Annotated in this window: 9 protein-coding genes; 8 read left to right on the forward strand and 1 reads right to left on the reverse strand. The window is 60.7% G+C overall.

Annotation, left to right across the window (positions count from 1 at the left end; translation table 11 throughout):
- Nucleotides 1-63 precede the first annotated feature (63 nt).
- The 7 genes from AC3WVQ_RS24995 to AC3WVQ_RS25025 all read left to right on the forward strand — a co-directional run bounded on the left by AC3WVQ_RS24995 (nt 64) and on the right by AC3WVQ_RS25025 (nt 9,189).
- The gene (locus AC3WVQ_RS24995; RefSeq protein ID WP_492383116.1) at nt 64-1,287 is read left to right on the forward strand and encodes a glycosyltransferase family protein; all 1,224 of its coding nucleotides are present in this window, start codon (nt 64-66) and stop codon (nt 1,285-1,287) included.
- Nucleotides 1,284-2,264, forward strand: coding sequence for a glycosyltransferase family 2 protein (locus tag AC3WVQ_RS25000; protein WP_034797997.1), 981 nt, complete (start codon nt 1,284-1,286; stop codon nt 2,262-2,264). The genes AC3WVQ_RS24995 and AC3WVQ_RS25000 overlap by 4 nt, the downstream gene beginning before the upstream one ends.
- Nucleotides 2,261-3,187, forward strand: coding sequence for a glycosyltransferase family 2 protein (locus AC3WVQ_RS25005; protein ID WP_090428058.1), 927 nt, complete (start codon nt 2,261-2,263; stop codon nt 3,185-3,187). The genes AC3WVQ_RS25000 and AC3WVQ_RS25005 overlap by 4 nt, the downstream gene beginning before the upstream one ends.
- The gene (locus tag AC3WVQ_RS25010; RefSeq protein WP_492383117.1) at nt 3,187-4,203 is read left to right on the forward strand and encodes a glycosyltransferase family 2 protein; all 1,017 of its coding nucleotides are present in this window, start codon (nt 3,187-3,189) and stop codon (nt 4,201-4,203) included. Before AC3WVQ_RS25005 ends, AC3WVQ_RS25010 begins: the two co-directional genes overlap by 1 nt.
- A 4-nt stretch (nt 4,204-4,207) precedes the next feature.
- Complete coding sequence (locus AC3WVQ_RS25015) at nt 4,208-5,113, forward strand: UTP--glucose-1-phosphate uridylyltransferase (protein WP_492383118.1); 906 nt, start codon at nt 4,208-4,210, stop codon at nt 5,111-5,113.
- Between the two features lie 73 nt (nt 5,114-5,186).
- A complete protein-coding gene (locus AC3WVQ_RS25020) occupies nt 5,187-7,547 on the forward strand; it encodes a polysaccharide biosynthesis tyrosine autokinase (RefSeq protein WP_492383119.1) in 2,361 nt (786 codons plus the stop codon).
- A 535-nt stretch (nt 7,548-8,082) separates the two neighbouring features.
- Entirely contained in the window at nt 8,083-9,189 is a 1,107-nt protein-coding gene (locus AC3WVQ_RS25025; RefSeq protein ID WP_492383120.1) for an OpgC family protein, read from the forward strand.
- Nucleotides 9,190-10,010: 821 nt separating this feature from the next.
- On the opposite strand, the gene AC3WVQ_RS25030 is transcribed toward AC3WVQ_RS25025, so the two are convergent.
- Entirely contained in the window at nt 10,011-11,465 is a 1,455-nt protein-coding gene (locus tag AC3WVQ_RS25030; RefSeq protein WP_492383121.1) for a TrkH family potassium uptake protein, read from the reverse strand.
- Nucleotides 11,466-11,816: 351 nt separating this feature from the next.
- On the opposite strand from AC3WVQ_RS25030, the gene AC3WVQ_RS25035 reads away from it, so the two are divergent.
- The gene (locus AC3WVQ_RS25035; protein WP_492383122.1) at nt 11,817-12,056 is read left to right on the forward strand and encodes a hypothetical protein; all 240 of its coding nucleotides are present in this window, start codon (nt 11,817-11,819) and stop codon (nt 12,054-12,056) included.
- The last annotated feature ends 82 nt before the right edge of the window (nt 12,057-12,138 follow it).

Raw genomic sequence — 12,138 nt, forward strand, 5'->3', positions numbered from 1 at the left:
GGCTCTCGCCGTTGCAAGGCGCAAAATTTGAACCGGCGCAGCCGGACAGAAAACTGGATGTTCATGCTGCAGATACTTTACTTCGCCCAGGATCTTGCCGACCCCGCCGTTCGCCGACGCGTGCTGATGTTGCTTGCCGGCGGCGCAAAGGTGACGCTTGCCGGGTTCAGGCGCGACGCAAACCCGCTGGCCGCGATCGATGGCATCGTACCTGTCGAGCTCGGCAACACCCATGACGGCCGGTTCGTCCAGCGCGTCGGTGCGATCGCGAAGAGCTGTCTCTCGCTGAAGCAGGCGCTGCGCCGCGTCGAACGTCCAGACCTGATCATAGCCCGCAACCTCGACATGCTGGCCATCGCCAGGAAGGCCGTCAGCCTCTTCGGCGGCGACGTCCCAATCGTCTACGAATGCCTCGACATTCACCGCCTGCTCCTTTCCCCCGGCATCGCTGGCAAGGCGTTGCGGACAAGCGAGCGCCTGCTCGGCCGTGACGCGCGCCTTTTGATCACCAGTTCTCCCGCCTTCGTCGAGAACTATTTCCGCCCGTTATCGGGTATCTCGGCACCGACCATGATGCTTGAGAACAAAGTGCTCGAGCTCGACGAAACCGATGCACGACCATCGGTGACCGCTGCCGCCGCACCGACACATGGCCCATGGCGGATTGGCTGGTTCGGTGCTCTGCGCTGCCGCAAATCACTTGCGCTGCTGGCGACCTTCTCGCGCCGCATGGAGGGTCGCTTCGAGATCGTGCTGCGCGGCCGGCCGGCCTATCGCGAGTTCGACGACTTCGACGGCTTCATCCGCAACGAACCTTTCATGACGTTTCACGGCCCCTATCGTAGCCCGGAAGAGCTTGGCGCGATCTACTCCGACGTGCACTTCACCTGGGCGATCGACTTCTTCGAGGAAGGTCAGAACTCCGATTGGCTGCTGCCGAACCGGCTCTATGAAGGCTGCCGCTTCGGGCGGGTGCCGATTGCACTTCGCGGCACCGAGACCGCGCGGTTTCTGGCCATACGTGGTCTTGGCGTGCTGCTCGAAGAAGCTGATGCCGACGCGCTTGCCGCACTCATGGGGTCGATGACCTCCGAGATTTACGACGCTACATCCCGGCGGATCGCGGCCTGCGCGCCGGAAACCTGGATCTTCAATCGCAGCGATTGCGAGGGCCTCGTGCGCCGTCTCTCGGCCGTCACGTCCGCCGCTCCGCCGCGCATCGCGCTGGACTTCCCGCAAGCACATCAAAACACCTCAACGCCCCAAAACGAAGGTGGATTGTCATGAGCATACGTGTCCTCATCGTCATTCCCTGCCTCAACGAGGCGGAACATCTGCAGGGCCTCGCCGAAGCCTTACTACCCGCGGCAAGGCGCCTCAACGGCGCCATCCTGATCGCCGACGGTGGCAGCACCGACGGCACCCGTGAGATCGCGGCGCGTCTTGCCGAGAAGGATCCGGCCGTGCTGGTGCTCGACAATCCGAAACGCATCCAGAGTGCTGCGATCAATCTCGCCGTCGCACGCCACGGGGTCGGTTTCGACTACATGATCCGCATCGACGCGCATGGCACCTATCCGGACGATTACTGCGAGCGCCTCGTCGAGGAGGCTCTTCTGACCGGCGCGGACTCCGTCGTCGTCGCCATGCAGACGGTTGGCTTCACGCCCTTCCAGAAGGCCACGGCCTACGCCCAGAATTCCAAGCTCGGCAATGGCGGCGCCAAGCACCGTCTCGGCGCGGCGAGCCACTGGGCCGATCACGGTCATCATGCGCTGATGCGCATTTCCGCCTTCCAGGCGATCGGCGGCTACGACGAGATCTTCAGCCACAACGAAGACGCGGAGTTCGACTATCGCTTCCGCCAGGCGGGCTATCGCATCTGGATGACCGACCGGACCAGCATGGTCTACTACCCCCGTGCCAAGGTCGGGCCGCTCTTCCGCCAGTATTTCGCCTATGGGCGCGGACGCGCACGCAATGTGTTGAAGCACCGCGCCTGGCCGAGCCTCAGGCAGTTGCTGCCGCTTGCCGTCGCTCCGGTCGCCGTCGGCGCACTGCTCGCGGTCGTCAGCTGGCTTGCGGTCGTTCCGGTCGTGCTCTGGGCTGTGGCCTGCATCGGCTACGGCATATGGATGGCGCTCGGCCAGAAGAACCCCTACGGCCCGCTCGCAGCCATCTCGGCAATGGTCATGCATTTTGCCTGGTCGGCCGGCTTCTGGCGGGAATTGCTCACCACGCGCAACCGGAGGGTGGCACCATGACCAACACCGTCGCCCGGACACAGATCGACATAGCGGTGTGCACGTTTCGCCGGCCGGAGCTTGCAGAAACGCTGCATTCCCTCGCGCTCATCACCGTGCCTGCCGATGTGGCGATCCGCATTATCGTCGCCGACAATGACGTCACGCCGAGCGCCGAGGCGCTCGTCAACCAGATGCGCCCGACCATGCCTTGCGAGATCCTCTACGTGCATTGCCCGGCGTCGAACATTTCGATCGCCCGAAACGCCTGTCTCGACAACAGCACCGGGCACTATCTCGCCTTCGTCGACGACGACGAGAGGGTGTCGAGAACCTGGCTCGTGCAATTGCTCGATACCGCCGTAACGACCGGCGCCGATGTCGTGCTCGGCCCGGTTCGTGCCGAATACACGCTGTCTGCCCCGAACTGGATGCGCCGCGGCGATTTTCATTCAACCCGGCCGGTCTGGGTCGATGGCGAGATCCGCACGGGCTACACCTGCAATGTTCTGATCGATCTCACTCGCCCGGTCGTCTTCAACAGGCGGTTCAATCTGGCGCTCGGGCAGACAGGCGGTGAGGATACGGAGTTCTTCCGCCACATGCATGCGGATGGTGGGCGTCTGGCCTATGCGCCCGATGCGCTGGTCTTCGAACCGGTACCGGAGAAACGCGCGCGACTTGCCTGGCTTGCAAAGCGTCGGTTCCGTTCCGGCCAAACCCATGGCCGGCTTTTGAGTGAACCGGGCCAAGCCGGCAGCCGAGTTGCCGAAATCGTCCGCGCGACGGCGAAATCAGGCTATTGCGCCATCGCAAGTATGCTGCTGTTCGGATGGCCGGTCGCCCGCTCGCGCTACGCGCTGCGCGCAATCATGCATGCGGGCGTCGTCAGCGGCCTCATTGGCGTGCGCGAGCTCCAGCAATACGGAGCGGCGACCGCTTGATGACGCAACGCGCCCCCGACGTCAGCTTCGTCATCGCGGCCTATAACGCTGCCGACACGATCCGACGGGCCATCGACAGTGCGCTTGCGCAGAAGGGCGTCGACGTCGAGGTGATCGTCGTCGACGATTGCTCAAAGGACGAGACCTGTGCGGTCGTCGAAGAACTCGCTGATCCGCGCGTGCGGCTGCTGCGACTTGCCGAGAACCGCGGGCCTGGCGGCGCGCGCAATGCCGGTCTCGAAGCGGCCCGTGGCGACTGGATCGCCATTCTTGACGCGGACGACACGGTTAGCCCTCAGCGGCTGTCGCGCATGATCGGCCTTGCTTCCTCGACCGAAGCTTCGATTGCGGTCGACAACATCGACGTCCTCAATCTCGATGGGCGGCTGGAGCGCATGTTTCCCGAAGCCGAGCTTGAGCGCCGTCGGACGCTCACGCTTGCGGCCTTCATCGGTTCCAACGTGCTTTTCCGCTCCACCTTCAATTTCGGCTACATGAAGCCGATCTTCGAGCGCCGGTTTCTGAACGAACACCGCTTGCGCTTCGAGGAAACGATCCGCATCGGCGAGGACTACATCCTGCTCGCCTCGGCGCTTGCTCATGGCGGCCGCTGTGTTGTCGATCCCTCCGCCGGCTATTGCTACCACATCCGCGAGGGCTCGATCTCGCGCGTGCTCGAACTGCGCCACATCGAAGCGATGATGACGGCCGACCGGGAATTCCTTGCCAGGCACACGCTCGATGCCGAGGCGCTGGCTATGCAGCGCCGGCGCGACAAAAGCCTCGTCGAGGCGCACGCCTTCCTTCGCCTTGTCGAACACCTGAAATCCAGATCGTTGGCCGGAGCTACCCAGGTGGCTCTGACCAACCCCAGAGCGCTTCGGCACCTCAGAATGCCGATCGCCGTGCGATTGCGCCGGCTCTTTGCGCCAATCGCACGCATGAAGCCTGCCACCTCGACGGTGGCGGCCGAACGACCCACCTCGGGCGAAAGCCCACACGTAAGTAAAGGATAAGACCATGGACCGTATCAGGACCGTCAGGAAAGCTGTGATCCCGGTCGCCGGCAATGGAACGCGGTTTCTTCCCGCGACGAAGGCGATACCGAAGGAGATGTTGACGATCGTCGATCGTCCGGTCGTGCAATATGCGGTCGATGAAGCCCGTGAAGCGGGCATCGAGCACATCGTTTTTGTGACCAGCCGCAACAAGCAGGCGATCGAAGACCACTTCGACGACACGCCTGAACTCATCTCGTCGCTGACCCGCTCCGGTAAGAACGCCCAGATTTCCGAACTGGAGCAGATGCTGCCGCGCGCCGGTTCCGTCAGCTTTACCCGCCAGCAAGCGCCGCTCGGCCTCGGCCATGCCGTCTGGTGCGCCCGCGATCTCATCGGCGACGAGCCCTTTGCACTGCTCCTGCCGGACATGCTCTGCCACGGCGGACGCGGCTGCATGGCCGGTCTTGTCGACCTCTACCGTCAGACCGGCGGCAACGTTGTCGGCGTCGAGCAATGCACTCCGGAAGATGCCTCGAAATATGGCATTGTCGGCAAGGGTGCTGCCGTCCCCTATGGCTTCGAAGTCACCCAAATGGTGGAAAAACCGCTTATGGGCGAAGCCCCGTCCAATTTTTATCTGAACGGTCGCTACATCCTGCAGCCGCAGATCTTCGACATACTCGCCCATCAGCCTCGCGGTGCGGGAAACGAGATCCAGTTGACCGACGGCATGCTGAAACTGTCGCAAAATCAAGCGTTTCACGCTCATCCCTATGATGGGCGCACGTTCGACTGCGGCTCCAAGGAAGGCTTCATCGCGGCAAATGTCGCCTTCGCGCTGGCGCGTTCCGATCTCGGCGACGCGGTCTATGCCTCGGTCAAGGACATGGTCCTGTCTCACGAAGGCCGCATCCGCGCCGCATAACTGGCTTCGGCGCCTCTTTTGAAAACAAGAGGCGCCAGCCTTCGGACCAAAGGGAAACGGACAGAGCGACCCAATGAATCAAAGAAGTCTCCCCTTCAACAGTGTCGTACCGCGCAACGTGGAGGAGCCCGACGGCTTCATCGACCTCGATCGTCTGTTTTCGGTCGTCTTGCGTCGCGCCAGAATGGTCGGCCTGTTTGTGGCGCTCTTCATCGCGCTCGGTGTCGCCTACCTGGTCTTCGCAACACCGCTCTACACATCGGCAACGCAGGTCCTTCTCGACGAGAACCTGTCGAAATTTGCCGAAGAACAGGCGCCGCCGCAAAACAGCGCCCTGCTCGACACCCAGATTGCCAGCGCCGTGGAAATCCTGAAATCCGGCGAACTCGCCCTGCGTGTCGTCGACAAGATGAACCTTGCCGACAACGACACCGTCCTCAATCCACCGCGCTCGCCGTTCGACGTCGTCAAGGACGGGTTGAAGTCCGTTACGAGCATCTTCTCGAGCGGACCGGAGATTTCCGAAGATATGGCCCGCAACGGCCGCAGGCAAAAGGCGGCGGCCCTGCTCCAGCAGGGACTGGCCGTCGAACGCGTGACGCGAAGCTCCGTCGTCTCGCTTGCCTATCGTTCCAGCGATCCGCAGCTTGCCGCCGGCATCGTTCGCACCTATGCCGACGCCTATCTCAACGACCAGCTCAACGCCAATTTCGAGGCGACGGAACGGGCCTCGGTCTGGCTACAGGAACGTCTTGCAGACCTTCGGCAGCGCACGCAGACCGCGTCGCTAGAGGTCGAAAAATTCCGCAGCGAAAACGGCCTGACGCTGGCGCGCGGCGAACTCATGTCGGAACAGCAGCTGGCAGACCTCAACAGCCAGCTGATCATTGCCCAGGCCGATAGCGCGAGCGCTTCGGCGCGCTACAAGCAATTCCAGGCGATCGTCGACCAGGGACCGGAGACGGCCGTCAAGAACGCCACGATTTCCGCCAAGGAAGGCGACAACTCGGTCATACGCGATCTGCGCACGCGCTACCTTGCGGTCAGCAAGCGCGAACAGGACGTGAGCCAGAGCTTCGGCGCCGACCATCCGCAGGCCGTGTCGCTGCGCAAGGAGAAAACCGATGTCGGCCGCCAAATCTTCCAGGAGCTGCAGCAGCTGACGGCAAGCTACCGCAACGAATACGAGGTGGCGCGCTCACGCGAAGCGTCGCTGCGCGAAAACATAGAAGGCACCACCGGCCGCAACGCAAATGCAAATGTCTCGCTCGTGCACCTGCGCGAACTGGAGCAGCGGGCAGCCGCGCTGAAGACGCTCTATGAGACCTATCTGAACCGCTACGAGCAGGCCTCGCAGCAGCGCTCCTTCCCGATCGCCAAGGCGCGGGTGATTTCCAGCGCCGGCGTCCCGGCCTCGCCTTCGAGCCCGAAGAAGACGATGGTGCTGGCCCTTTCGGCGGTGCTCGGCCTGATGGCGGGCGGCGCGTTTGCTGCCTTCCAGGAGTTCCGCGAACGGACGTTCCGGCTCGAAGGCGACGTGCGCGCCATCCTCGGGCACCGGTCGTTCGGCTACATTCCATTGGTCGGCCCACGTCACCCTGGAACGACGGATCTCGTTCGCGCCAAGCTGATGAAGAACAAGATGCCGCCGCCGGTAACGCAAGGGGCGCCGTCGTTCGAGCGCCTCAGCCGCATCGTGCTCGACGCTCCGCGCTCGTCCTTCACCGAGACCTTCCGCAACGCCAAGCTCGCCTGCGACCGGATGCTGACCGGCAACGGTTCACGCGTCATCGGCATCGCTTCGGCGGTGCCCGATGAAGGCAAGTCGATCATTGCCGCGAATTTTGCAGCCCTCCTTGCCGCAAGCGGCAAGAAGACCCTTCTGATCGATGCCGACATCCGCAAGCCGGGTTTGAGCAAGATGATCAATCCGCCACCGAAGGCGGGTCTGGTGGAAGCGTTGACCGGGCAGGCATCCTGGCCGGCGGGCATCAAGATCGACCAGCAGACGAAGCTTGCGATCCTGCCGGTCGGAGGTGAAGCCGTGGACGGAAATGGCCCGTATGACAGCCATGAGCTGCTTGCGTCGCCGGCCATGGCCGAGCTTATCGACAATGCACGCAAGTCCTTCGACTATGTCGTCGTCGACCTCGCGGCACTCGCCCCGGTCGTCGATGCCAAGGCCTTCGCGCCGCTTGCGGACGGCTTCCTCTATGTCGCCGAATGGGGCCGGACGCCGTCGCGCCTGGTGCGCGACCTCTTGCATTCGGAGCCGCAGATCAATGCCAAGATCCTCGGCGTGATCCTCAACAAAACCGACATGCAGGAACTGGCAAAGTACAGCGACTTTGGCGGTGCCGAGCATTATCGCCACCGCTATGAGAAGTATTACATCGAAAGCGCCGGCACGCGCCGCAAGACCGAGGCTGCATGAGGCTCAGCATCCGCCAAATTGCGTACCTCGGATCGGAAATGGTCCGAGGATGCTGAGAGTGCATGGGAGCTGCGGGATCGCGTATGTCATTTGCCGCGTGAGCCCCATAAAATATGATTGTTTTTATCATGTTTAAATGATACGTGCCGCAAACCGTGAGACCGTGGCGATGAACAGCGATATGCCGAAATATGACAGTGAGCTGATTGCGATCATTTTAGCGACGCTCGGAGCGCTGCTTCTGGTCGCAAGCGCTTTGCTTTTTGTCGTTGTCTGAATCGGAACATGAGCTTGGGGGCATCCAGGCGGTCTCACCTGAGTTTGGAGATTGATGCATTTCTGGACGCCCGAGCCCTGCTGGCTCCCTACGGTACCAGGGCGAGTGAACGGGCCATTGTCGTGGCGTAGCGGCCACGTGACGCTCGCTCAACGAGTTCGTTAAAAATGTTCCTTTAGCCGGATATCAGAAACTAACGATTTTCTCGTATGGATTTCCTCAGGCCTCAGCGCCGCCGAAATCCAAACGGGGAGATAAATGGAGAAGCAACGAGAAAGCAGGATTGATCTTCTGCGTGGGCTCGCTCTCCTCTTGATCTTTGTCGGCCACTCCGAGTTCACGTTTTCGGGTTTTGTGCAGCATTCTCGCGGTTTCGCAGATGCTTCCGATGTCTTTGTTCTCTTGGCTGGAATATCCGCTGCCCTTGCCTACTATCGCACCGATGGTTCGGTCCTGTTCCTGCGACCGTGGAAACGCGCCTTCGCCTTGTATCTCGTCCACGTCTTGTTGTTTTCGGTGCTGGCAAGCATCTCGGCCGCACTGATGCTGGCCGTTGGTCCATCGACTTGGTCCGATATGAATTCATTCTGGAGCGCGCCTTTTCAGCACGGAGCCGAGGCCCTTCTGCTCATGTACATGCCGGGAAATCTCGATATCCTGCCTTTGTATATGGTGCTGCTTGGTCTCACGCCGTTTGCCATCTGGCTTCACAGTCGCTCGCGAACGATGTTGCTGAGCTTTTCGTGCCTGCTCTGGTTGGCCGCTGGGATTGGTCACATCAATCTTCGGAACTGGGCCCTAGATGGACGTGAGTGGTATTTTGATCCGTTTTCTTGGCAGTTTTTGTTCATCATCGGGATCGTTGTCGGCATTGGACTGAAACGGTCGACGCCCGTGCTCAGCTACAATCGCGTGGTGTTCCTCGTGGCCGCCATCTTTGCGATCACTGCCATCCCGATAAATCTTGCCGTGTATCTTCGCCTTACAGAGCCGCCGTTCAGCGAGCTGTATCATCAGCTCGTTTCTAAAACGAACAGCGGCCCGCTGCGCATCCTAAATGTACTGGCGATCCTGTATCTTGCCTGGAACATCCGAGCCGTGCAGCTCGCGGCCCGTCAGCCAGCCTTTCGCCTGGTCTGCGCTGCCGGTAAGCACAGCCTTCCTGTGTTTTCCGTCGGCGTAATCCTTGTTTGTGTAGCCAAGACAGTTGTGGCCGCCACACCAAACCCGTCGCTTCTGGTACAAGCGATATTACTGGTTGCCGGTTGCCTCTTGCAGTTGGCCGTCGCGTGGTTACTTGAGGAGCGACAGCGAAAAGCCACCTGGCATGCGCATACCGCAATATCGATCCCAAAACGGTCTTGACCTTATCATTCAGCTGGCGGCCGGAGCATTGCTCCAGATAACAGACACATTGTTGCCCGCAGCACTTAAACCCTGAGCCTAAAACCGGCTAGTTCGACCGCTTCTCGAACTTACGTTCACCTCGCAGATACGCGGGGATCCCGCGCTTTAAAGTGTGCAGACAAAGTCGGATCGCGTTCAAGTAAGTCCCGCCATTCCTGCTCAGTGATGAGCCCGAGCCTAAACTGCTTCAGGAGAAATTTCTGCTCTTCGCTAAGTCGTGGGAGTTCGTCGGGCTCTGACCACCCGAACAACATGTAGTCAACCAATTTCCGTAGAAAGTGCCTCATCCCCATTTCATTCCTAACCACAAGGAGTTGATGCAAGAAATCTAGCATTGCGTGCACGTTTCGCGAAAGCGTCAGCTCCTACACTCAGACGAGTTCATAGCAGCTGGGACAAACCATGATTTCAGACGAAACTGCCATGATGGCCTGGAGCATTTCAGCCCGACATCTGGCACGAGGACAACGTGACCCTACGACGATGGTTGCTGAGGCGATTGCCTTGGAGCGGCAACGCTGTTTGGGCATTGTCACCGAATGCTGCGGAGAAAACAGCGACGTCGCCAGAAAGCTACAACGCTCTGACAGATAAGGTCCAAATTTCGATTAGCCTATTCGCCCGGTTGTAGATGGTCTTAGCCTGCCGCCGCCTCGCTAGTTGTAGGGGTCGTACGACCGACCGCGAAGCACCGGCTCATGCACAACGGAACCCGCCGGATGAGCAACCCTTCTCCAGTTGACGGAAGGAGGATGATTTCAAAACAATCACGACAGTGCTCAATCTCTCCAGAAGAGCGGTGTCAGGATGACCAGCACCGTCAGGATTTCCAGACGGCCGAGCAGCATCATGAGCGACAGGAGATAGAGCGCCGGGTCGGTCAGCGTCGAGAAGTTGCCGGCCGGCCCGATGATCGGGCCGAGCCCGGCGCCAACGTTTGAAAGCGCCGTTGCGACCGCCGACACCGCCGTGACAAGATCATAGCCCATCGCCCCCATGGCGAGGCTCCCGAAAGCCCAGATGAACATGTAGGCCGTGAAGAACATGAACACGGTGCGCTGCACGTCTATGTCGACAAGTGTCTTGCCGTAGCGCACCGTGTGGACCGCATTGGGGTAGATCAGCTTGAAAAGACCGGCGCGGATTGAATTGAAGATGATGATGAAGCGGTAGGCCTTCATGCCGCCCGCCGTCGAACCGGAGCAGCCGCCCATGAAGGTGGCGGCAAAGGCAAGTGCGACGATGAACTCACCCCAGAGCATATAATCGTCGCTGGCAAAACCGGTGGTCGACAGGATGGACGAGACCGTGAAGAAGCCGTGCGCCAAAGCCTCGTGCGCCGAGACCCCGTTGACGATCCGCTGGTAGAGGCTTGCGGCGAGCGCAAGTGCCGTCAGATAGGACAGAAAGACGATGATCTGCGGATCCTTCAGCGTATCGAGCCGGCCACGAACGATAAAGAGGATGAGCACCGAAAACGGCAGGCTGCTCAACGCCATGAAAAAGGTTGCGACCCAGAGGATCGGCACGCTCTTGAAATAGCCGAGCGAGGCATCGTGGGTGGAGAAGCCACCGGTCGCGACCGTCGACATCGCGTGGTTGATCGCGTCGAAACGGCTCATGCCCAGATAGGAGAACATGACCGTGCACGTCACCGTCATCACGACATAGATCAAGATGAAGGCGCGCGTGAAGGTGACGATGCGGGCGAAGGGCTTCTCGGTGGTGTCCGAGGACTCCATCTTGAAGAAGGACATGCCGCCGACCCGAAGATAGGGCATGACGAAGAGCCCGAGCGCCACGATCCCGATACCGCCGAGCCAGTGCAGAACCGAGCGCCAGAGAAGGATACCCGGAGGCGCATGGTCGAGGCCGCTGATGACGGTCGAGCCCGTCGTGGTGATGCCGGAGACCGATTCGAAGAAGGCCTTGGCGAAATCGAGCTTCAGCGACGACAGCCAGAACGGCACGGCGCCGACGAGAGACACGACGATCCAGAGAAGATTGACGACCAGAAAGCCCATCTTGCGGCTAAACAGCGGCGAGCCGCCCTGCGTGGCAGCGATCGCCAGAAGCGACAGACCGCCAGTCGCAAAGGCCGAACCGGCAAATACCCTCCAGTTGGGATGGCCATAGACCAGATCGACTGCGGCCGGCAGCAGCATCGCGAGCGACAGATAGAACGCGGCCTTCGCGGCGATGTTGATCGCGGTCTGATAGAGGGGTGCATGCAACGGTTGATCGCCTCAGCGCTTTGTCCAGGACCGAATCGGTCCTCTGGATTTGCGGCCATTCAACCTCAAAGGCGCGCGATTCGCACCGGCTCGGGGCAGAGAACCCTCTGGTAACCAACAGTCAGTCCCGTATTTTCGTCGATTCTGTCCCATGGGCGCGGCAATCGTGTCCAGGCGTTCCCGGCAAATGCCGCGCGAAAGGCGCCATTTGCATGCTGCGCGGCATTTTGTCCAATCAATTCTAACTCACGAAAAGATCACGGCTTTTGGCCGCGACAAGTCATCACCTTGACTTATTTCCACGTGTAAAGCCTGCTTCATCTATTCCACATGCAACCTTGAGCACAACCGATGACCCCCGCCCGTTTCACCCAATGCCTTCTCGTTCTTCGTTGGACGCCTATCAATCTGGCAAGCGCTCTCCATTGCAACCTTGCATGGATCGAGGCGATGGAGACCGGGGACGAAAAGGTGCCGGAGGAACTGGCGACCTGGTTGGAAACGCTGGCGCGAACCCACGAGGAACTCGGTATCCCCGTTACCTACCGTGGCAAGGGGCTTGAGCCTGCGACGAACCGCGCAATGCGGTGATAACTACTCGCTGGGGTCGTTGGGTTCACCAGTTTCTCCGCGCCTTCAAAAGCCGAGCGCTCGGTGCCGACGATCAGCCGCA

This window comes from Ensifer sp. EB106-05-01-XG146, assembly GCF_058791875.1.

Bases quoted from the DNA above. Each gene is read 5' to 3' on its own strand.
- AC3WVQ_RS25035 (WP_492383122.1), top strand. From the start codon at position 11,817: ATGACCCCCGCCCGTTTCACCCAATGCCTTCTCGTTCTTCGTTGGACG.
- AC3WVQ_RS25010 (WP_492383117.1), top strand. From the start codon at position 3,187: ATGACGCAACGCGCCCCCGACGTCAGCTTCGTCATCGCGGCCTATAAC.
- AC3WVQ_RS25025 (WP_492383120.1), top strand. From the start codon at position 8,083: ATGGAGAAGCAACGAGAAAGCAGGATTGATCTTCTGCGTGGGCTCGCT.
- AC3WVQ_RS25015 (WP_492383118.1), top strand. From the start codon at position 4,208: ATGGACCGTATCAGGACCGTCAGGAAAGCTGTGATCCCGGTCGCCGGC.
- AC3WVQ_RS25005 (WP_090428058.1), top strand. From the start codon at position 2,261: ATGACCAACACCGTCGCCCGGACACAGATCGACATAGCGGTGTGCACG.
- AC3WVQ_RS25000 (WP_034797997.1), top strand. From the start codon at position 1,284: ATGAGCATACGTGTCCTCATCGTCATTCCCTGCCTCAACGAGGCGGAA.
- AC3WVQ_RS24995 (WP_492383116.1), top strand. From the start codon at position 64: ATGCTGCAGATACTTTACTTCGCCCAGGATCTTGCCGACCCCGCCGTT.
- AC3WVQ_RS25020 (WP_492383119.1), top strand. From the start codon at position 5,187: ATGAATCAAAGAAGTCTCCCCTTCAACAGTGTCGTACCGCGCAACGTG.